The following is a 19,947-nucleotide window of genomic DNA, read 5'->3' as shown; positions in this document are numbered from 1 at the left end:
CGCGCAACGGCTTCGCCGTCCTTCGCTTCGCTGCGGCCCTGACGGGTGCGCGAGCCCCCCTGTGCCCGGCGCGAACGGGCCTCCGCCGCCGGGGATGGTCCCCGGCGCGAGAACGGAGAACAGATCATGTCAGCCTCACCACGCTCAGACGTCTACGCTCGCGTCACGCAAGCGATCGTCGACGCCATCGAAGCCGGCACCGGCACCTGGCGCATGCCGTGGCATCATTCCGGCGCCGACGTCACCCGCCCGACCAACGTCGCCAGCGGCAAGCCGTATCGCGGCATAAATACGGTCTCGCTCTGGGCGGCCGCCTATGGCAGCGGCTATGCGAGCGGGGTCTGGGGCACCTATCGCCAGTGGCAGGCGCTCGGCGCGCAGGTCCGCAAGGGCGAGCACGCCAGCCTCGGCGTCCTCTGGAAGGAGTTTCGCGCGAAGGGTGACGAAGCCAGCGACGATGATGGCGACCACCGACGGCTTTTCGCCAAGGCGTTCAGCCTGTTCAACGCCGATCAGATCGATGGCTATGCGCCCGAACCGGGGCCGGTCCTGCCCGAGAGCGAACGCCTCGCCGCCGCCGAAGCCTTCATCGCCGCGCTCGGCATCGATACCGTCTACGGCTCGGCCAGCGCCTATTATCACATCGCCGAAGACCGCATCCACATGCCGGATTTCAGCGCCTTCCACGACGCCCACGGCTTCTACGCCACCCATATTCACGAGGCAGCTCATGCCAGTGGCGCAGCCCATCGGCTCGACCGGGATTTCAGCACCAAGTGGACCAAGCACGCGCTCGCCATGGAGGAAGCGACCGCCGAGCTGACCGCATCGTTCCTGCTCGCCGATCTCGGGATCGCGCACGAACCGCGACCCGATCACGCGGCCTACATCGCCTCCTGGCTGCAACTGCTCAAGGACGAGCCCCGGGCGATCTTCACCGCGGCGAGCAAGGCGCAGGCGGCGGCCGACTGGATGCACACCCGGCAGCCATGATCCAGCAGCAACCAACGCTGAGCGGCCGATCCCTCGCGGGCTCGGCCGCTTCGTCGCGCATGGCGATGCGCGGGCTTCGCCCGCTCACCAGCGGACGCCGCTGGCGCGGCGGCGCTGATTTTTCGGGCCTCCCTCGATGCGGGTCTGGTCGGCGCTCCCTGCTAGGCCCGCCACGGCGCGCCGCAAGCCCGGCTTCGCCGAGCTGCTCCATTTCATTTCGCCCCTCCGGGTGCGGCCCGCCGCTTGCGCGGGCCTCTCCGGTCGTTCTCGCCGCCCACCCCCGCCTCGGGGGAGCCATGGGGTTTTTGGGCAGTGCTGGAGGCACCGATGGTTTTCACCTTCCAACCGCCATTTTTCGCTGGACTGTCAGGATATGTCGCCGAACTGACAGCAGCGCTGGTTGGCGCCGATGTGGGTCTCCCAACCACCCATCTCGACGACCACGCGGCTTATATCGGATCCTGGCTCGCCATTTTGCGCAAGGATAATCGCGCATTGCTGACGGCGGCTGCGCGAGCCGAGGAAGCCGCCGGGTTTCTGCTGCGGGCAACCGATCTCGCTTGCGAGGATGATCTGGACGAGCAGGCGGCTGCTTGATCTCGCCATGTCGCCGATTGCACTATATCCATATATCCGCTATCGTGGATATATGGATAACGAATCTGTCATCGTCGCGTTGGGCGCGCTTGCCCAAGCCACGCGCCTCGACGCCTTCCGCCTTCTGGTGCGTCACGAACCCGAAGGCCTTCCCGCCGGCGAGGTCGCCAAGGCGCTGGATGTCCCGCAGAACACGATGTCGGTGCATTTGGCGACCCTGGCGCGTGCCGGCCTGGTCACATCCGAGCGGCGCAGCCGGATCATCAACTACCGCGCCGATCTCGATGCGCTACGCTCCGTGATGCTGTTCCTCGTCAAGGACTGCTGTGGTGGCCGGGCCGAGCTCTGCCATCCACTTGCGGATGAACTGCTTGCCTGTCGTGCTGCCTGAAAGGACATCAACATGACGGATCGCCTGTTGAACGTACTGTTTCTTTGCACGGGCAATTCCGCCCGTTCCATCATGGCCGAGGCGATCCTCAGCCGTGAGGGGCTAGGCCGTTTCAAATCGTTCAGCGCCGGCAGCCAGCCCAAGGGCGAGGTCCATCCGTTCACCATTCATCTCTTGGAGAAGCTGAACTACGACGCAAGCCGGTTCCGCTCGAAGAGCTGGGAAGAGTTTTCCGGCCCCGATGCGCCGTCCTTGGATTTCGTGTTCACCGTTTGCGACAATGCCGCCAATGAGCTTTGCCCGGTTTGGCCGGGGCAGCCGCTGACCGCCAATTGGGGGGTGCCCGATCCGGCCGCTATCGAGGACAGCGAAACGGTGCAGCACGCGGCCTTCTTCGATACTTACAGGATGCTGTTCAATCGCATCTCGCTGTTCACCAACCTGCCGTTCGAAGGCCTCGACAAGATGAGTCTACAGAACCGGCTGAACCGGATCGGCAAGGAACAGGGCCGCGCCGACCTCCCAAGCGAAAAGGCACCCAGCGCATGAGCAATGCCGCAATCGATATCGTCATCTATCACAATCCCGAGTGTGGGACGTCGCGCAACACGCTGGCGATGATCCGCAACGCCGGGATCGAGCCGCATGTGATCGAATATCTCAAGACGCCGCCCAACCGCCCGCGCCTGGTTTCGCTCATCGCCCGCATGGGCATCAGCGCACGCCAGTTGCTCCGCGAGAAGGGCACGCCCTTCGCCGAGCTGGGTCTTGCCGATCCGACGCTCAGCGATGACCAGCTCATTGATGCGATGATCGAACATCCGATCCTCATCAACCGGCCAATCGTTGTGTCGCCGCTCGGCGTGAAACTCTGCCGTCCATCGGAAGAGGTGCTCGATCTTCTCCCGTCCGCCCAGCGCGGGGCTTTCACCAAGGAAGATGGCGAGCAGGTCATCGACGCCGCCGGCAAGAGGATCGGGGCGTGAACGCGACCGTTGCGGCACGACCCAAGCCGGCGATCAACAGCTTCGAACGCTATTTGAGCGTCTGGGTGGCGCTCTGCATCGCTGTCGGCATCGCGCTCGGCTATTCGCTGCCGAATCTGTTCGCAGCCATCGCATCGGCTGAGATCGCGCGCGTGAACCTGGTCGTGGCTGTGCTGATCTGGCTGATGATCGTCCCCATGCTGCTCAAGATCGACCTCGGCGCGTTGGGGTCGGTTCGCCAACACTGGAAGGGCGTCGGCGTCACCCTCTTCATCAACTGGGCGGTGAAGCCCTTTTCAATGGCGCTGCTCGGCACGCTGTTCCTGGGATGGCTCTTCCGGCCGCTGCTGCCGCAGGGCGAGATCAACGCCTATATCGCCGGGCTCATCCTGCTCGCCGCCGCCCCCTGCACGGCGATGGTGTTCGTCTGGTCGAACCTGTGCGACGGCGAGCCGACCTATACGCTGAGCCAGGTGGCGCTCAACGACGTGATCATGGTCTTCGCCTTCGCACCGCTGGTCGGACTGCTGCTCGGGGTCGCCTCGATCACAGTGCCCTGGGACACGCTGCTCATCTCGGTCCTGCTCTATATCGTCGTGCCCGTCATCGTCGCGCAGATCATTCGTCGGGCGTTGCTATCGTCAGGCGGGCAGCCGGCGCTCGATCGGCTGCTGGCAACGCTTGGGCCGGTGTCGCTGGTTGCGCTGCTGACGACGCTCGTCCTCCTGTTCGGCTTCCAGGGCCCGGCGATCCTGGCTCATCCGCTGGTCATCGCACTGATTGCCATTCCCATCCTCATCCAGGTCTACTTCAATGCGGGCCTGGCCTATTGGCTCAGCCGGCGCTTCGGCGTGGCCTGGTGCGTCGCCGCTCCGGCCGCGCTGATCGGCGCGTCCAATTTCTTCGAGCTCGCGGTTGCAGCCGCGATCAGCCTGTTCGGCCTCAATTCCGGGGCCGCGCTCGCGACCGTGGTGGGCGTGCTGGTCGAGGTGCCGGTAATGCTGTCTGTCGTCAGCATCGTCAAGAAGACGCGGCCCTGGTACGAGCAACGCGTTCCTGCATGATCGCTACACTGCTGGATTCCAGGTCGCTTTCCGACCTGATGGCGGAGCTGAGCGCGGCGGGTCTGCCTGCCAGTGATCTCGCCGAGGCGGGACGCCGCTTCTTTCGGTTCGAGGATGATGTTGGCCTTGTCGGCTATGGCGGGATCGAAGGCGACGGCTCCGACCGCCTGCTGCGCTCGCTGGTCGTGAAGGCCGATCGGCGCGGATGCGGATTGGGCGGTGCCATTCTCACGGCAGTCGAACGCGCTGCAGCTGATGAGGGCGCGACTAGCCTGTACCTGCTCACCACGACCGCCGAGCCTTTCTTTCGCCGTCACGGCTATGAAACAGCCGAACGGACCGACGTTCCTGCCGTCATCGCGCAATCGGCCGAGTTCCGATCGCTATGCCCGGCGAGCGCCGCCCTTTTGTACAAATGGATTGCCTGATGTCGCGTCTTCGTATCCTTCCCGAACCCGATCACATGCCCGCGCTGGACCGTGCAATGATCCGGCCCGATCTCGCCGCCGGGCTCGGCGCGCTTGAGCCGAAACCTCGCATCCTCCTCCTCTACGGCTCGCTGCGCGAGCGGTCGTTCAGTCGCTTCGCGGTCGAGGAAGCGGCCCGGCTGCTCATCCTCTTCGGCGCCGAAGTGCGGATCTTCGATCCGGCCGATCTCCCGCTCCCCGACCAGATCAAGGACGATGATCACCCGGCGGTGCATGAGCTTCGCGAGCATGCGCTTTGGTCCGAGGGCATGGTCTGGTGCAGTCCCGAACGGCACGGCCAGATCACCGGCATCATGAAAGCGCAGATCGACCATTTGCCGCTCGAATTCGGCGGCATGCGTCCGACCCAGGGCCGGACCCTGGCCGTCATGCAGGTTTCGGGCGGATCGCAGTCGTTCAACGCGGTCAACACGTTGCGGCTGCTCGGGCGGTGGATGCGCATGTTCACCATCCCCAACCAGTCGAGCATTGCTATGGCGTTCAAGGAGTTCGACGAGGACGGCCGTCTCAGTGCCTCAAGCTATTATGACCGGATCGTCGACGTCATGGAGGAGCTGGTGCGCTTCACGGTGCTGACACGTCGCCATGCCGATCAACTCGTGGACCGCTATTCGGAACGCAAGGCGGCAGCCGCCAAGCGCGACGCGGCCCAAGATCTGGCCTCACGGTCGAAGGCCTGACGGCCGGGCTCTTCCGATGCGACGCGCTTTCATGCCGTCCTGTGCGTATCGGGAGATCGGGTTGCGGGTGCCCTTCTTAAGGTCCTCTGCGTCATGAATGCCTGACGCGACAGGGCCTTCGCGCCTTTCGCCAGAGGATGCGGCACATGGGCCATCGCGCTGGCGGCGGCAACCCGAACGCTCCGGCCGTGTTGGCGCGCCGAGGCGCGCCTGCCCGCACCACCCGGACCTTATCGGGTTCCCCTTGGGCGTTGCCCGGCGGTGCCGCCGCCGCTTTTTCGATGGCCCGGAGGGTGCGCATCCGGCGGGAAGGCCGCCGGCCCTGCGACACGGAAAGGCAATCCCTCATGACCAGCTCCCTTTCAGCAGTGCTCCAAGCACTCGAACTCGGCCATCTCGACCTGATGGGCGACCAACGCTCGATGGAAGCGCCGCCGCCGGCCGAAGCGCTCGAACAGACCGTCAGCGCCATCTGGAGCGATCTCTTCGCGCTCTTCCCCTTCACCGCGCTCGAACGCGACATCGAGGATCTGGGCTGGGGCTTCGTCAATCTCTTCCACCGCGCGGCCGCCAAGAAGCATCAGCTGATCGACCGCCTGACCGACGAGATCCGGCTCCTGCTCGCCGAGCAGGACGGATCGGAGATCGCGACCGCTGATCTCGAGGACAAGATCGATCTCGCTCGCAAGGTCGAGCAGTCCGCCCAGGCCTATGAGGGGATGCGCGACACCGCGGCGCGCCACTATCTGCATGAGACCGGCCGCTCCTGGGTGCCCGCGACCGGCAACCGCATCTCGCTCGGCACGACCGCTGCGATCGTCGATGGCCGGGCCTATTTGCAGGCGCGGCGCGAGCGGGTGCGCGATGCCAATATGGTCCATGGCACGCCCGTGGTCTTCGCCGGCGGGCGCCTTCGCTTCGCCAGCGACGACGAGGCCAAGCAGTTTGCCGACAATCTGCTGCGGACCCTCAAGGCCGTGCGCGAACGTGTGGGCGACATGTATCTCGTCCATGGCGGCGACATGAAGGGCATCGAGCGTCTTGCAGCATCCTGGGCCGAGCAGAACGGCATCCAGCAGCTGCGGTTCGGCCTTGATCGCAAGCTTGGCGATCGTGCCGGCTTCCGGCGCAACGAGCAGATGCTCTCGGTCAAGCCGCGCTACGTCATTGCCTTCCAGGGCAACGGCGTCACCGAAAGGCTGGTGGTCGAGGCCAAGGCGCGCGGCATCCATGTCGTCGATCGCCGCGGACCGCTCGGAACGCCGCCGGCGGCTTTATCTCGCGGCTGACCGCCGTGCCGGCCGCTTCGGCGGCCGGCTTTTCTCAATCTCGCGGATTCCGGTGCCGGAGGGGAGGGGGCGGGGCGGATGCGTCCCTTGTTCCCTTCGGAGGTTCCGCATCATGTTCATGCCCGATCGCGCCAGTGCGTGCGCGCTCCTTGCCTTCCGCGCCGCGCATGGCCGCCACTGGAAGGCGAAGCTGCTGTCCTTATGGTCGACAGGCCGCGATGTGGACGAAGCCGATGGCGCTTACTTACGGCATCTTCGCAACCAGGCCGGTCCCTCCTGGCTCCGCCAGCTGACGCCGCGCCGCTGGCGCGCGATCGAAAGATTGGCGGCGCCCGGCGATCCGGTGCTTGCAGCCGTGTTTCTCGATCGAGCGCGCGAATTTCATCGCGGCGCGCAGATTGGCGCGCCTATTGCGCTTGCGCCGGCACTGCACTTGCTCGCGATCTCCTGCGAACTGGGTTTGAAGGCGCATCTTTTGGGTCATGGCTGGACGGACGATGCGCTGGCCCGCGATATCCGTCATGACCTTGTCCGCGCCCTCGACGAGGCGCGGCAGCTAGGCCTGCCGGCGCCCGGTCGTCCGCTGGCCGATTTCATCAAGAGCCTCGGCCCGGCCTATGCCGTGCATCGGATCGACGCGCTGGTGGCAGGTGGCTATGCCTGCGACATCGGCGCCGTGCTTTGCGAGACCGGGCAGCTCCTCGATGCCGTGGCGGCCTGCCTGAGGCCAGCCACGCCAGGCGCCGCCACCTTGCGTACCTCCTCTTCCCCCTCCGCGTGATCGTGCAACGGACGTCGTGTCGAGCCCGCGAGTGGCCATGCGAAGGATCTACAATCCCGTCCTGCGGCTCAAGGGACGGGCAGATAAGGCACGGGCGTAAGGTCCGCGAGATGCCGGACCGGCGTGCTCGGCAAAGCCGGCAATATCGGCGGTTTCGCTGGGTGGGCTCCGGTCATGGCCCAAGCGACGCACCGTCCTTCTCCTCATCTGACCCCTAAGCCGGCCGTCCGGCCCATCCAACCCGCAAGCCATCGGGCCGAGTTGCCGTGTGCCACGGCTGCCCGCACCACCCCTTGTCTCGGGGTTCCCCGGCGCTGCGCTGCCGGTGGATGGGCCGTCCTGTCCGCCTTGGCCGGGGATCAGTCGAAGGGACGGTCCCTTGGACCCACATCGAAGGAACTCAGGCCATGCAGAACCTCGTCATCCTCGCCGGCAATGTCGGTGGCACGCCGGAAACCCGCACCACCCAGGGCGGCACCCGCATTACCCATTTCAGCCTCGCCACCTCGCGCCCGAAGCGCGACAGCAACGGCAAGATCCTGCGCGACGACAACAATCGCCGCCTCGAGGACACCGAATGGCACCGGATCACCTGCTTCAACGGCGTCGGCAAGACGGTCGAGCAATATGTCGACAAGGGTATGAAGGTCATGGTCCGGGGCCGTATCCACTACACCCGCTGGACCGACAGCGAGAATATCGAACGCTACGGCGTCGAGATCATCGCCGACGAGGTGACCTTCCTCACCCGCGCCAAGTCCAACGAGAATAGCGGCGGCGGCAACGAGCCCGAAGACGATGAAATCCCCTTCTGAGCTCGGACAGGGCGGCCCGGCGGCATCGCCGCCGGGCCTCTTATCCTGTTCAGGCGCGGCATGGTCCCAAGCGGATCAGCGGGATCGGCATCGCCCCTTGGCATAGCGCTCCCAGCGCAGCACGGTGCCGGTCGCAATCATCGCGCAGCTGAGATCGCCGATGCCGGGCGCGTTGCACCAGGCGCCGGTCCGGTTGCCCTTGGCTTCGCCGGTCGAGACGCAGCGCATGGTGGGGCCAGCCACGCGAATATGCCCGGTGGATGTCTGGCCGCGCGGTCCGCCAAGCAGGCGCACCAACGCATCGCGGGCGGCCGGGCCACTTGCTCTCGGACAGGGCTGGCCGGGGCGGCAGCTGTTGTCGATCTCGCGCGCGGCAATGCCGGCGAGCCGCACATGGGCGCCCTCGCGGCACCAGATCGGGCCATCGCCATCCCAGACGCGCGTCGGTGTGCAGGCGAAGGTCTGATCATTGGGGACCACGGCGGCGGCAAGCAGGAGCGGGAACAGCATCCGGCGGGGCTAACCGACAAGCGGCGGCCTGTCATCCGGACCCGTTGGATGGAGCGGCAGGCAGGGCAAGGGGTGGGGCGCGACATCGGCGGGGACCTGGCCTCCTGGCCGGCGGGTTCGCCCGCTCTCAATCGGCGCGATCCTTGGTCCACCCGGTGACCTTTTGCGATCAACCCGCAAGGGGTCCGGTCGCTTCGCTACGGCTTTTTGGGCCTCCAGCCAAAAAAGTGATCGCGGCCACCGGCCGGACACATCGGGCGCCTGTCGAGCGGGACGAACCCGCCGGCGCGCAAAGGAGCCTCGACATGTTCACCGACATCGCAATCGCTCGCCGCCACGCCTTCAGCCTCTCGCGCAGCCTCATGATGGTCACCTTCGTCATCGCGATCGGGCAGCATTACGGGGTTATCACCGCCGAAGACGCCGACGGCAGCGTCGCCATCGTCACCGAATTCGATCCCTTTGCCTGACGGCTCGACCGGGAGCCGCTCGGCTCCCGGTTATTCCCCGCGCTTCGCTCGCGGCTTGCGCCGAAGACGAGAACCGATTGTTCAGATGCCGCGACTATGCTGCGATAATGACGATTGAGGCTGCGATAGCGAATGCCGGCGATGATGCCCTGTGGGCGCGCGTCACCCAGGAGGTGAACGCCTGGCGCGGTGCCTGTCTGCAATGCTTCGCCGCGGTGGAGGTGGCCGTTACCGAGACTTTGCTGCATCTGAGCGCTCAGCCGGGACGAGGACAGTCGGTGAAGCTACGGCATTTGGTCGGGCAACGGCTCGATGACCTTGCTGCACTCGTCAATGAGGGCGGCCCCTTTTCCGTGGAGGGAAAGGGTGTCGCGAGCCTGCTGGCGGAATTTCGGCACCAGGAAGGGCTGCGCACGATGCTCGCCCATGGCCAGGCGAAGCTGACAGTCGAACGGACCAGTCGATGGGCCGCCATCTTTCGTGTGATCGCGATCCGGGCACGGCAGGCTGATCGTTCGACGCTCGTGATCGAAGAGAACGAGGCGGCGGAGAGGCTTCAGCAGCTCCGTAAGGTATCGCAGAAATTGTGTTCTGCACTTGGCAATCTGCGACGGGCGGTTGCCGTCTGAAAGTCGGATTTCTCTGCATCTATGCGCTGAGAATGGCGGCTCCGGCGCGGCCGGACCGGGCTCTAGGCTTCGCCCTGAGCCTTGTGCCAAGTCTCAGTAGGGTGGGCGCGAGACGCCTCTTTCGAGGACGCCCCAGCGCCTCCCCCCGAACCGTGCTTGCACCTTTCAATGCACACGGCTCTCCATTCTGTCGGGCATCCGACCACCATGGTGTGCGACGTGACATTTGCGGCACAGAACGATGGTCCTGCGCCGCCGCGCCGATTGTTTCCACAGTGTCAGTTGGTCGCCCCGTTTGTCTTTCAGGCGGTTGGGATGATGCATCTCGAACGGTCCATCGGTATCGCCGCATGCTTGGCATTCTTCAGCGGTGAGGCGGGTAACGAGGTCGTTCGAACTCTGCGCAATGCGCGAGCCGACCGTGATGGTATCGACGATGGGATTGCCCCACGTCTTCACGATCAGATGTTTCAGCTTCCACACCTTGTGGACGCGCGGTTTGCCCCGGACCGTGGTGGTGACACCATAGTCCGCCCCCATTTTCAGGGATTTCATGACCTGCTTTCTACTCGTACGCCGTCGACAGGCTATCGTCGCCAACAAGCTCCTGAACATGACCAGCTCAAGTTTGTCGAGCGACGCTTTTACGCCGTCGGCGATCGCATAATAGTTGGCGAAGCCACAGAACTCCGAGTTATAGGCAACGATAATTTCCGCGACACTGGAGTCGAGGAACTGCGGACGTGCTCGGCCATTCCTCTTGTCGAGGTTGCCGAGCTTTTTCCGCCTGCAGAACCCATAGACCCGATCCCGTGGCACCCACAGCTTGATATTCCCCCGCGTTGGCCGACGAAGGACGCGACGCATCCCACCGCCGACCTTCTGCCGTCCCGCCATCGTGCCGGCGGAGCGCAACGTGAAGGCGCATACATGGAAGCCAAGGAACGGCGATCCCTTCGACGCATCGCGAACCCCGGTTTTCTCCGGTGATACCGCCAGATTGAGCCGCTCAGCGAGGAAGTGCTGTATATCGGCCATGATCCGGACGGCGTCCGCCTTGCTGCCGATCACACCGACAAGGAAGTCGTCGGCATAGCGGCAATAGCGCAGGCGGCGGAAGTTGGGGTCCATTTGATCGACGGATGATATTTTCCGTCGATCCCGATTGATGGCTTCGATCCGAGCCAGACAGGCCCGGACTTCTGCCTCGTCCGCGCCACCGGCACGGATTGCGTCGATCTTCTTACGAAGTGCGGCGATCTGCTGGCCCTGAGCAGCATAGGCAGGATTGGCCCGCCGTTTGACGCCCTTGTCGAAGCCCGCCCGCATTTCCTCCATGAACAAGTCAAGCTCATGGAGATAGATGTTGGCAAGCAAGGGCGAGATGACCCCGCCCTGTGGAGTGCCGCTATAGGTCCGTTCGAACTTCCATTCGTCCATGCACCCTGCCTTGAGCATTGTTCCGATCAGATCGATGAACACAGGATCATCGATGCGCCGGGCCAAGAGGCCGAGCAGGATGTCATGGTCGATGTTGTCGAAGAACCCGCGAACATCCACTTCGATCAGCCATTTCGCACCCGTCCAGGTTTTGCGGATCTCCTCGAGAGCCGTGTGGCAGGAGCGACCCGCGCGGAACCCATGACTATGTTTCGAGAACACAGGCTCATAGATCGCCGCGAGGATCATTCTCGCCGCCTCCTGAACGATGCGATCATCCGCCGTAGGGATGCCCAATGGGCGCATTTTACCATTGCCCTTGGGGATATAGACCCGCCGCACTGGACGAGGGCGGTAACGGCCATCCGCCACGCGTTCGACCAGACGATCAAGCCTTGCCAGCGTCATGCCGTCGAAGGTCTGGCCGTCTACTCCCGGCGTCATGGCACCCCGATTCCGGGATACTCTGTCATAGGCCCGCTCATATAAGCAGCGGTACCGCATGAGGCGGTGGAGACCATTGATCCGCTTGCCCGCCCGCGACAGGGCCGGAAGCGTCTCGATCCGTCTCAGGATAGTAGCGGTCTGCATCAGCAATCCCTTTCCCTTGATCCATCGAGGTTACAGAACTGCCGTCCTTCGCCCGGATGCTGCGGATTTCGACAAGGATCACTCCCGCTTATACCGCTGCTCCGTCCGCCTCGCGGCGGCTATCCCGGCCATTACACCGGGCATTTGACTACTATGACGGCTCCGTCGCCATGCAGGTCCGAACAAGCCGTCCTGTTTAGGCGATCCCGCAGTTGCGCGAGTGAGGAGTCGCGGCGTGTTTAGGTGCCCCGTTCGTTTCCTTAATCCCCTTACCGGGGCTGCGCCGAGCGGACTGGCAGCGATTCACTAGGACGTGCTCCTCGCTCCGCTCGGAATGGTGTGACAACCGCGTTCACCATCGCCAACCTGATAGCCGCTGGAATCTGGGATTCAGACAATCCAGTCTTCACCATGCACACCTTGCCTGTTGGTCAACCGTCAGGTTGCGGCACCCGACTTCGATCCATTCCCCGACATGCTATGGTCCCGTTTCCCTTTCGGAATCTCAGCCGGTTCATCACCAGCACCGGTAAGTCGGTCAGGCATAAGCTACGCCAGTAAGCTCAGTTCATTCGAACACTCCTTTCTTCTTCGCGCCACAACGGCGCACGCCCATTCGGGTGACGATCCCTGCCGTGACTGCTCGCACTTCTCAACCCTGCGCGCAAACTATGGCCCGGCCGGTCGCGCCGCGCGCTGGAGGGCAGTTGGCCAGGCCCGCACGCAGGTGCTCATCGTGCAGCAATATGTGCCAGGGACGGTCATGGCCCCGCGCCGCGAGATAATAGGCCGCGCCGTCGCAGCCGACCATGCGGCATCGGGCCTGCCGGTCGATGAGGCTGGCGCCTGCTCCATGGAGCCCGATCAGGGCATCGACATCCTCGCGCATCAACGCACCGCAGCGGCGGCATTGCGATCGGACGAGGATCTGGCGCAGCCGCATCGCCTGGAGTGACGCGGTCCAGGCCGGGGCAAGGCGGAAGAGAGTGGCGCTGCTCGTCATGATGGGCGGAGGATAGCGCCGGGCTCTCCGCGGAGCCAGAGAATCAGGACACCGCGATCATCTCTTCGCGATCCCGCCCGCCAAGACCTTCCTCCTGTCGGCTTGCCTGGCCGGCGCGCGCGCCCGCGCAAGCCCGCTTTGCGGGCTTCTCCACTGCCGTTGCGACCCTGCCGGTGCGCGGCCGCGCTCTGCCGCCGGCCCTTGGCACGCCTGTCGGAAGGCCCCGGCGGGCGGGGCCGGACAGATCAGGAGCGTTCTCATGTCCCAATCCTCCCCGAATGCGATGAGCCAGGCCGAGCGGATCGCCCGCGTCGCCGAACTCAATGACGCGCTTCGCCGGTCCATCCATAGCCCGGGCCGCAACCAGATCGTGATGACTGCGGGCGTTGCGGCGCTGATCGGCGACGTCGCCCTGTTCCGCGGCTTTCGCCGCCGCGCGGAGATCCTCCGGATCGTGCGCGACTATGACAGCTTCACGCCCGACAACGATCCGATCGACGAGCATGATTTCGGCCGCTTCGAGTTCGAGGATGCGATCCTCTACTGGAAGATCGACTATTACGATCTCGAGCTCGCCTATGGCTCGCCGGATGCCGCGAACCCCGAGGTCACGACGCGCGTGCTCACTATCCTGCTGGCCGACGAATATTGATCCGGCGCAGCCATCCCCCCGACCGGGGGGATGGCCCGCATAGTCTGCTTGAGCAGACTATGCGGGCAACGGACGCCGCATCCGCAAATGCGGGAGGGGAGGGCGCGGGTCCGAGATGTCGCGCGATTGCGCGTGGCCGGCGCCAGTGGCGCCGTTCGCTTGCCCGTTCACTGGCTCCAAGGAGACTTATCATGGCCGCATATTTCGCCGCGCATCCCGATCACGCGTTTCTCTTCGCGTTCGGCTGCTTCGCCCTCACCGTCTATCTGTTCCGCTATGCCGGTCCCGGCATTGGGGGTGGCGGCGACTGGTCCTCGCGCGATCATTATGAGCGCAACCTGCGCGATGGTCCTGACGACTATTGCTGAGGTGCCGCGGTCATGAAGACGATCGTCGTCAGCCTGCTCAAGGGCGGGGTCGGCAAGACCTTCCTCGCCAGTCATCTCGCCTGGTATCTTGCTGAACCGCCTGAGCGCCGCGTCGCCTTCGTCGATCTCGACCCGCAGGGCAGCTCGACGCGGCGCCTGGGCGCCGAGCGGCAAGGCGGATTTTCCGCCGACCTGTTCGATCCTGCCGCTGCCCTGTGCGCCGACGGGCAGGCCGGGCTAACCGTGCTCGGTGCCGATCCCCGTCTCCAGATGGTCAAGGCGGCGCAGGATGTGCGCGACTTCATCGGCCGCTTCCCGGCGCTCCGCCCGCATTTCGACTATTGCGTTATCGATACCGGTCCCAAGTGGGACGAGCTCACCTTGAGCGCGATGGCGGTCGCCGATGCCGTGATCGCGCCGGTGCAGGTTGCCGAGGATTCGGTCGAATGCGCCAAGATGCTGCTGACCGCGCTGCGCAAGGCCGAGGCCGCGCGCGCCGGCCGCAAGATCGCTTTCCTCGGGCTCCTCCCCTCGATGGTCAATCCGTTCGACCGGCGCGAGATGGAGAATGCGGTGAAGCTGGCGCATGCGGTCGGCGAGAAGCTCATGTTCCCGGCCTTCATCAAGGCGCGGCCGACCTACAAGCATGCCGCGGAAAATCATCGTCCGGTATGGCAGGAGACCGGCAGCGGCGCCAAGGCGGCGGCCGAGGAGATCCGCGCGGTGCTCGCCGAGATCGAGGGGCGCATGACAAGCCAGGAGGTCGCGGCCGCCTGATGGGCAAGTTCGACGAGCGCATCGAGGAGTTCGGACTTCTTGTCGGCGACCATGAACGGGCGCGCCGGGTCGAGGATATCGAACTTGCGCGCATCCTGCCCGACCCCGGCAATCCCCGGCGCAGCTTCGACGATGACGCGCTCGCCGAGCTGGCCGCCTCGATCGCGTCGCGCGGCGTGCTGCAGCCGATCACGGTTACGCCGCCCGACGCGAACGGCATGCACCGGATACGTCTGGGCGAGCGCCGCTTCCGCGCATCGCAGCTGGCGGGCCTTGCCACGATCCCCGCGATCGTCGTGCCGGTCGGCGAGGGAGTGCAACTGCTGGCCGACCAGATCGTCGAGAACGACCAGCGCGCCAATCTGTCGTCGGTCGAGCTCGCCCATGCGATCGCCCGGATGCTGAAGGGCGGGATGAACCAGGTCGAGATCGCGGCGGCACTCGGCCGATCCAAGCAGTTCGTCTCGCTCTATGCCGCCTATGGCGACATGCCGGCCTATCTCAAGGCGGCCCTGCCGTTTGCGCCTATTCGCCTTCTCTATGATCTGCACCGGACGGCGAGGGACTACCCTGCCGAGGTCGAGGCCTATGTCGCCAGCTGGGGCGACGCCGGCGCAACGCTCGCCGCAGGATCGCGCTTCATCGCCGAACTCAAGCAGACGCACCCGGCGCCGGTCCCTCCGCGGGCGCCTGTGGCACAGCCATTGGCCCCCACCGACCGCGATCCGGTTCGATCGGGCCTCACGGACAAACCCTCCGCGCCGATCCGATCTCCTAGACTACCGGTCTTGGTCGACGGCTTCCCTGCGTGGCTCCCGCTGGCGCCTTTGGTCACGGTGATTTTCGAGGATGGCCGCGAGCGTGAAGTCGCTGCCTCGTCGATCGGTCCGACCGGCGAGAGAAGCGAGGCCTTGCCAACAACTGACCCGCCTCCTCCGCGTTCGTAGTTTATCTTGCACGATGGTTTGGGCCGTACCCTTCGGGGTGCGGCCCTTTTCGTGTCGATGGGCGGGGGCAGCGCCGAAGGCGCCGCCCCTTGCTGCGGACGATCGGTGTTCGAGAGGGGTTCGCTGGCCGAAGAACAATAGTCTGCCCAAGCAGACTATAAGATGAGTTGAGTAAAGGTAAGGGCCGGATAGGCTTGGCGCCGGGGATGTATGACAATAGCGTTGGGGACATGCCCGTCCTCACCTTTCGGCTCGACGATGATGTCGCCCAGCGTTTCGCCGCGCTCGCGGCGGTATCGGGCGGCCGCTCGGCGCTGCTGCGCCGCTTGATCGGTGACGCCTTGGCCATGGAGGCGGGGGAGGGGCATCAGGCGCCGCGCGCCCGCCAGCGCGCAACCTGCCGGGTCGAGGTTCGGCTGATCCCGGAAGAGATCGCCGCGCTCGACCGCGCGGCGGATGTGCTGGGGATGAAGCGTACCGACTGGATCACCACGTTGCTGGCGCGGCGCTTGCGCGCAAACGCGCCCTTGCCGCGCGAGGAGCGGGCGGCCGTCGCGCAGGCGTGGCGCGAGCTCAATCGGATCGGGATCAACCTCAACCAGGCGACCCGCGCGCTCAACGCCTCGGTGATGGTCGAATCCGGCCTCGACGTCGCGCGGGAAGCGGCCAGGGTCGCAAGCTTTAGGTCCGAGATCGTCGATGCGCTCGCCGGTCTCGGGGCCGCGCTCAAGGGCGATCTTCGCTACTGGGACATGGCCGATGCGTGAGGAGGAGGGGGTTCTCCCGCTTCCCAGCCTGATGGAGGCCTGGCGGCCGCCGGCAGGCGGCAAGCGGACCCTGCGCGGCGCCTATGTTCGGATCAAACCGGGCGGAAGCGGGGGCGGGGCCGCCCGGCCGATGTCGATGGGCCAGGCCGAGGCGCGCGCCAAGCTCGAGCGGATCGTGCGCAAGGCGCCCGAGGTGATGGTGAAGGTCTCCGGCAAGCAATATGGCGCTCATCATGTCGCCGAGCATTTCGGCTATGTGGCGCGCCACGGGAAGCTCGCCGTCCGATCGAGCGAGGGCGAGATTATCACCGAGCCGGATCGGCTCAAGGCGATCGCTCAGGACTGGGCGATGCTCGACGAGGCCATGAACGAACATGGCCGGGAACGGCCGACGTCGATGTCGCTGGTGCTGTCGATGCCCGGGGGATCGACCGACGCCGAGACGCTCCATGATGCGGCGCAGGCATTCGCGCGAATCCTGTTCGAGGGGAACCATGCCTATATGCTGGCGCTCCATACCGACACCGATCATCCCCACGTCCATCTGACGGTGGCGACCGAAGGGGCGGACGGAACCCGCTTCAATCCGCGCAAGGCGGATCTCCATCATATGCGTGAGACCTTCGCGCATGAGCTGCGCGCGCGCGGTGTCGCGGCGGAAGCGACACCCCGGCGGGCGCGCGGTCATGTCCAGAAGCGCGTGCGGTCAGCCGCGCTCCATCTCGATGCCCGGCTTGGGGCCGAGGGGCGCAGGCTCAATCTCGCGCAGCTCAACGAACTGCGGGCGCAAAGCTTCGTGCGTGCGGCCGACCAGGAGCGCCGGCCGGAAGATGTCATGGCGCTGGCGCGCCAGAAGCAGATCCGCGGCGCCTATGCCGAGGCCGCCGTCGCGCTCGCCGCCACCGGAAAACCGGAAGATCGGGCCTTGGGGCAGGAAATCGCCGGCTTTCTGGCGGCGATGCCGCCGGCGGTGTCGCGGCGGCTCGCGCGCGCACGGGAGATACTGCAATCCGAACGGCCGCCGCAGGAGCGCCGAAACGAGCCGGAGGGCGTTTCGCCGCCCACAGGTGCGGACGAGGGGCGGCCACCGCCTCACCGGGATCGGGAACGATGATGGCCGGCGCTCCCGCGGGCGGCTTGCCTACCTTGCCTGTGTGGCCTTGGCATCCTATCTGGATGCGATGCCAAAATATCTTGGAAAATAGCGAATTTAGGCGCTGATACGCGCTTCTAGCTTGTTAGAAAAAAGCGTGCTATTATCTAACAGATAGGAGCACAGCCAGTGTCTGCGGTAGCCGATCGGATCATGAAGCGCGTGCGCGGCAAGGGCCGCGGCTGGGTGTTCACGCCCAAGAGCTTCGTCGACTTCGGGACGCGTGGGTCGGTCGACATGGCGCTGTCGCGCCTCGTGACCGCCGGCGACATCCGGCGCATCGGCCGGGGTCTTTATGACTATCCGCGCCAGCATGACAAGCTCGGTGCGCTCAGTCCCGATCCCGCCAATGTCGCCAAGGCCCTCTCGACGCAGAGCGGGGACAAGCTCGCACCGTCGGGCGCGGCGGCGGCGAACAGGCTCGGGCTATCGACCCAGGTTCCCGCCCGGGCCAGCTATGCCACGACCGGCCGCACCCGGGTCAGGCAAGCGGGCGGGCGCAGCCTGACGCTCAAGCACAGCCGCGCACCGGTGCTCGACAATGCGCCGGACTCGGTCAACGCGGTCGTGCAGGCGCTCGCGCATCTGGGGAAGGACAATATCGATAGCGACAAGATCCGGCACTTCGCCGCCCGCCTCGATGATCGCGACATGCGGATGCTCGCCCAGGCCAGGGCCGAGATGCCCGGATGGATGGGCGACGTCGTCTTAAAGATCGGCGCCGCCCGCAATGGATGAGTTCGCACGCAGACCAGCCGAGGATCGGCGCGCCTTTATCGATGAAGCGGCGGCGCGGCGGGATCTGACGCCGATCATCATCGAGAAGGATTTCTGGGTCTGCTGGACGCTACGCCGCCTCGTCATGTGTCCCGACCTCGCCGGTCACATGACCTTCAAGGGCGGGACCTCGCTGTCGAAAGCCTATGGGATCATCGCGCGCTTCTCCGAAGATATCGACCTCACCATCAGCCGCGCGGCGCCGCTGCTCAGCGAAGTCGCCTCGCCGATGGACAGCGACATTACCGGCAAGGAGCGCGAGCGCCGGACCAAGGCGCTCAAGGCGGCGGCACAGGCTTATGTCGCCACGGTCGCCATGCCGATCCTGGCGCGCGAAATCGAAGTCGCTCTCGGCACGGCCGAGGGCTGGAGCCTGGCGCTCGATCCCGACGACAAGGACCAGCAGACGCTGCTCTTCGTCTATCCGCGCACCTCGGGTTACGGGCTCGCCTATGGCGAGAATTACGGCGGCGCGGATGAAAGCGGTTACATCAAGCCGCGCATCAAGCTGGAATTTGGCGCCCGCGGCGACACGGAACCGTTCGCGCTTCGACCGATCTTGCCCTATCTGGCCGAAGACTTTCCCGAGGAACTGCCGGATCCGGTGACCGAGGTGCCGACGCTGGCCGTTGCGCGGACCTTCTGGGAAAAGGTCACGATCCTTCATGCGCTCCATCATAACGGCAAGCTGCGCGAGGGCATGTCGCGCCATTATTATGACGTGCTGATGCTCGACCAGGCGGGCATCACGAACGAGGCGATGGGGCGGATCGATCTGCTCGAGCAGGTCGTGCACAACAAGAGCCTGATGTTCGCGGACAGGTCGGCCTCCTATGACACCGCCGTGGTTGGAACGCTGCGCCTGTCGCCCGATGGCGCGACTTGGGAGAAGCTTGAGCGGGACTATGGCGCGATGTCGGAGATGTTCATGGCCGCGCCGCCGAAATTCGAGGCGTTGATGAAGGGTCTGGCGGCGATCGAGGGGACGATCAACGGGCGTTGATGCCGGAGACCGCGAATGAGCAAGTAATCTAAGTATTTGAAATAGAACGATAAAAGACTGATAATCAATCTTATGTTAAATCAGTGCCAGCATCGCACAAGCGAGTGGCGGCTCACGCACCGAAGTCTGGCGTCATAAGCCGAAGGCGCACCGAAAAGCTGCTCGGGCTGCCGAAACCCGACAGGTTGGCAACCAGCTGGGTTTCGTGCCTGCACAAAGATGGGCTAAATGCGGGACCAATGGAATCGAGCGAGGGAACTTGCATGATCACCGCCAAGCACATCCCTTGGGAGCCGATCGGCACTTTGCCGGAAGACCGGAAAGACGGCCGTCGCTTGCTGCTCTGGGAGGTTGACCTCCCTGTGATCGGGCGATGGGATAGCGACCGTGAGGGCTGGGAAAATCCCGAAAGCATGCATATCCTGGAAGAAGTCATCTACTGGGCCGACATCACCCCACCCGTGTGATGAGTGGATAGGAAGGGGTTACTTATCGGTATCCGCAGTTCGACTGATTCAATAGTGCGCCAGCGTCCGGCCGATGCCGATCCGTCTGAACGGCGGCTTGGTCTTAAAGATATCGATGAGATCGAAAGCGCCGAGCGCGAAAGCCGCGATGTCGTTGCCGGCCTTCAGGACGATGAGCTCGCCGGCATTGTGTCTCTTCGCGATCATGCTGTTGTTGGGATGAGAGGTGCTGTCTCCCGCGGCGGCTCCGCTTCGAGCCAAGAGAAAATCTGGCTAAGATCGTGGTCCGTTTAGGCAGCGATCGTCACC

At 65.0% G+C, this 19,947-nt stretch carries 27 protein-coding genes; 22 read left to right on the top strand and 5 right to left on the bottom strand.

Annotated features, from left to right (window positions below):
- Positions 1 to 126 precede the first annotated feature (126 nt).
- A complete protein-coding gene (locus K426_RS27475) occupies positions 127 to 993 on the top strand; it encodes an ArdC family protein (RefSeq protein ID WP_066553259.1) in 867 nt (288 codons plus the stop codon).
- A gap of 84 nt (positions 994 to 1,077) precedes the next feature.
- Here the strand turns inward: K426_RS27475 and K426_RS32895 are convergent, their stop codons facing one another.
- Positions 1,078 to 1,209 (bottom strand): hypothetical protein, encoded by a 132-nt coding sequence (locus tag K426_RS32895; RefSeq protein ID WP_257721804.1) that lies wholly within the window; start codon positions 1,207 to 1,209, stop codon positions 1,078 to 1,080.
- 111 nt (positions 1,210 to 1,320) lie between these two features.
- Here K426_RS32895 and K426_RS27470 point away from each other — a divergent pair, with 111 nt between their 5' ends.
- The 10 genes from K426_RS27470 (at position 1,321) to K426_RS27425 (ending at position 8,084) form a co-directional block, all read left to right on the top strand.
- Positions 1,321 to 1,590 (top strand): zincin-like metallopeptidase domain-containing protein, encoded by a 270-nt coding sequence (locus K426_RS27470; RefSeq protein ID WP_066564295.1) that lies wholly within the window; start codon positions 1,321 to 1,323, stop codon positions 1,588 to 1,590.
- A gap of 52 nt (positions 1,591 to 1,642) precedes the next feature.
- Positions 1,643 to 1,981: an ArsR/SmtB family transcription factor gene (locus tag K426_RS27465; protein ID WP_013849891.1), complete on the top strand. Its 339-nt coding sequence runs from the start codon at positions 1,643 to 1,645 to the stop codon at positions 1,979 to 1,981.
- A gap of 12 nt (positions 1,982 to 1,993) precedes the next feature.
- Positions 1,994 to 2,530 (top strand): arsenate reductase ArsC, encoded by a 537-nt coding sequence (locus K426_RS27460; RefSeq protein WP_007688074.1) that lies wholly within the window; start codon positions 1,994 to 1,996, stop codon positions 2,528 to 2,530.
- Positions 2,527 to 2,967: an arsenate reductase (glutaredoxin) gene (gene arsC / locus K426_RS27455; protein ID WP_007688073.1), complete on the top strand. Its 441-nt coding sequence runs from the start codon at positions 2,527 to 2,529 to the stop codon at positions 2,965 to 2,967. Before K426_RS27460 ends, arsC begins: the two co-directional genes overlap by 4 nt.
- Positions 2,964 to 4,031 carry an ACR3 family arsenite efflux transporter gene (gene arsB / locus K426_RS27450; protein ID WP_007688072.1) on the top strand — a complete coding sequence of 356 codons (1,068 nt, stop codon included), beginning with the start codon at positions 2,964 to 2,966 and terminating at the stop codon, positions 4,029 to 4,031. The genes arsC and arsB overlap by 4 nt, the downstream gene beginning before the upstream one ends.
- Positions 4,028 to 4,459 carry an arsenic resistance N-acetyltransferase ArsN2 gene (arsN2, locus tag K426_RS27445; RefSeq protein ID WP_007688071.1) on the top strand — a complete coding sequence of 144 codons (432 nt, stop codon included), beginning with the start codon at positions 4,028 to 4,030 and terminating at the stop codon, positions 4,457 to 4,459. Before arsB ends, arsN2 begins: the two co-directional genes overlap by 4 nt.
- Positions 4,459 to 5,199, top strand: coding sequence for an arsenical resistance protein ArsH (arsH, locus tag K426_RS27440; protein WP_007688070.1), 741 nt, complete (start codon positions 4,459 to 4,461; stop codon positions 5,197 to 5,199). Before arsN2 ends, arsH begins: the two co-directional genes overlap by 1 nt.
- A 347-nt stretch (positions 5,200 to 5,546) precedes the next feature.
- Positions 5,547 to 6,488: a DUF2493 domain-containing protein gene (locus tag K426_RS27435; RefSeq protein WP_007688069.1), complete on the top strand. Its 942-nt coding sequence runs from the start codon at positions 5,547 to 5,549 to the stop codon at positions 6,486 to 6,488.
- A 112-nt stretch (positions 6,489 to 6,600) separates the two neighbouring features.
- On the top strand, positions 6,601 to 7,269 hold the full coding sequence (locus K426_RS27430) for a hypothetical protein (RefSeq protein ID WP_007688068.1): 669 nt from the start codon (positions 6,601 to 6,603) through the stop codon (positions 7,267 to 7,269).
- A 407-nt stretch (positions 7,270 to 7,676) separates the two neighbouring features.
- Complete coding sequence (locus K426_RS27425) at positions 7,677 to 8,084, top strand: single-stranded DNA-binding protein (protein ID WP_007688067.1); 408 nt, start codon at positions 7,677 to 7,679, stop codon at positions 8,082 to 8,084.
- A gap of 75 nt (positions 8,085 to 8,159) precedes the next feature.
- On the opposite strand, the gene K426_RS27420 is transcribed toward K426_RS27425, so the two are convergent.
- Positions 8,160 to 8,594: a thermonuclease family protein gene (locus tag K426_RS27420; protein ID WP_007688066.1), complete on the bottom strand. Its 435-nt coding sequence runs from the start codon at positions 8,592 to 8,594 to the stop codon at positions 8,160 to 8,162.
- A 305-nt stretch (positions 8,595 to 8,899) separates the two neighbouring features.
- On the opposite strand from K426_RS27420, the gene K426_RS27415 reads away from it, so the two are divergent.
- The gene (locus K426_RS27415; protein WP_007688065.1) at positions 8,900 to 9,064 is read left to right on the top strand and encodes a hypothetical protein; all 165 of its coding nucleotides are present in this window, start codon (positions 8,900 to 8,902) and stop codon (positions 9,062 to 9,064) included.
- A 107-nt stretch (positions 9,065 to 9,171) separates the two neighbouring features.
- Positions 9,172 to 9,693: a hypothetical protein gene (locus tag K426_RS27410; protein ID WP_031295760.1), complete on the top strand. Its 522-nt coding sequence runs from the start codon at positions 9,172 to 9,174 to the stop codon at positions 9,691 to 9,693.
- A 165-nt stretch (positions 9,694 to 9,858) separates the two neighbouring features.
- On the opposite strand, the gene K426_RS27405 is transcribed toward K426_RS27410, so the two are convergent.
- A complete protein-coding gene (locus K426_RS27405; protein WP_066553268.1) occupies positions 9,859 to 11,724 on the bottom strand; it encodes a reverse transcriptase/maturase family protein in 1,866 nt (621 codons plus the stop codon).
- A gap of 652 nt (positions 11,725 to 12,376) precedes the next feature.
- Positions 12,377 to 12,727 carry a hypothetical protein gene (locus K426_RS32260; RefSeq protein WP_066564291.1) on the bottom strand — a complete coding sequence of 117 codons (351 nt, stop codon included), beginning with the start codon at positions 12,725 to 12,727 and terminating at the stop codon, positions 12,377 to 12,379.
- A gap of 259 nt (positions 12,728 to 12,986) precedes the next feature.
- On the opposite strand from K426_RS32260, the gene K426_RS27395 reads away from it, so the two are divergent.
- The 9 genes from K426_RS27395 to K426_RS27360 all read left to right on the top strand — a co-directional run bounded on the left by K426_RS27395 (position 12,987) and on the right by K426_RS27360 (position 19,638).
- Positions 12,987 to 13,379 carry a DUF3768 domain-containing protein gene (locus K426_RS27395; protein ID WP_007688057.1) on the top strand — a complete coding sequence of 131 codons (393 nt, stop codon included), beginning with the start codon at positions 12,987 to 12,989 and terminating at the stop codon, positions 13,377 to 13,379.
- 191 nt (positions 13,380 to 13,570) lie between these two features.
- Complete coding sequence (locus tag K426_RS32255; protein ID WP_007688055.1) at positions 13,571 to 13,747, top strand: hypothetical protein; 177 nt, start codon at positions 13,571 to 13,573, stop codon at positions 13,745 to 13,747.
- 12 nt (positions 13,748 to 13,759) lie between these two features.
- Complete coding sequence (locus K426_RS27390) at positions 13,760 to 14,524, top strand: ParA family protein (protein WP_007688046.1); 765 nt, start codon at positions 13,760 to 13,762, stop codon at positions 14,522 to 14,524.
- Positions 14,524 to 15,471 carry a ParB/RepB/Spo0J family partition protein gene (locus K426_RS27385; protein WP_007688045.1) on the top strand — a complete coding sequence of 316 codons (948 nt, stop codon included), beginning with the start codon at positions 14,524 to 14,526 and terminating at the stop codon, positions 15,469 to 15,471. The genes K426_RS27390 and K426_RS27385 overlap by 1 nt, the downstream gene beginning before the upstream one ends.
- Before the next feature lie 206 nt (positions 15,472 to 15,677).
- A complete protein-coding gene (locus K426_RS27380; protein WP_007688044.1) occupies positions 15,678 to 16,238 on the top strand; it encodes a plasmid mobilization protein in 561 nt (186 codons plus the stop codon).
- Positions 16,231 to 17,352, top strand: a complete 1,122-nt coding sequence (locus tag K426_RS27375; protein WP_007688043.1) for a relaxase/mobilization nuclease domain-containing protein — start codon at positions 16,231 to 16,233, stop codon at positions 17,350 to 17,352. Before K426_RS27380 ends, K426_RS27375 begins: the two co-directional genes overlap by 8 nt.
- 168 nt (positions 17,353 to 17,520) lie before the next feature.
- Positions 17,521 to 18,129 carry a DUF6088 family protein gene (locus tag K426_RS27370; protein WP_007688042.1) on the top strand — a complete coding sequence of 203 codons (609 nt, stop codon included), beginning with the start codon at positions 17,521 to 17,523 and terminating at the stop codon, positions 18,127 to 18,129.
- A complete protein-coding gene (locus K426_RS27365) occupies positions 18,122 to 19,171 on the top strand; it encodes a nucleotidyl transferase AbiEii/AbiGii toxin family protein (RefSeq protein WP_007688041.1) in 1,050 nt (349 codons plus the stop codon). Before K426_RS27370 ends, K426_RS27365 begins: the two co-directional genes overlap by 8 nt.
- A 263-nt stretch (positions 19,172 to 19,434) precedes the next feature.
- A complete protein-coding gene (locus tag K426_RS27360; protein WP_007683427.1) occupies positions 19,435 to 19,638 on the top strand; it encodes a hypothetical protein in 204 nt (67 codons plus the stop codon).
- A 48-nt stretch (positions 19,639 to 19,686) separates the two neighbouring features.
- On the opposite strand, the gene K426_RS32250 is transcribed toward K426_RS27360, so the two are convergent.
- Positions 19,687 to 19,845, bottom strand: a complete 159-nt coding sequence (locus K426_RS32250; RefSeq protein WP_007683426.1) for a hypothetical protein — start codon at positions 19,843 to 19,845, stop codon at positions 19,687 to 19,689.
- Positions 19,846 to 19,947 lie beyond the last annotated feature (102 nt).

The sequence above is a fragment of the Sphingobium sp. TKS genome (genome assembly GCF_001563265.1).
Classification (GTDB): domain Bacteria; phylum Pseudomonadota; class Alphaproteobacteria; order Sphingomonadales; family Sphingomonadaceae; genus Sphingobium.
Note: the sequence above shows the minus strand (reverse complement) of the source record. Positions and strands in the feature narration are given on the sequence as shown.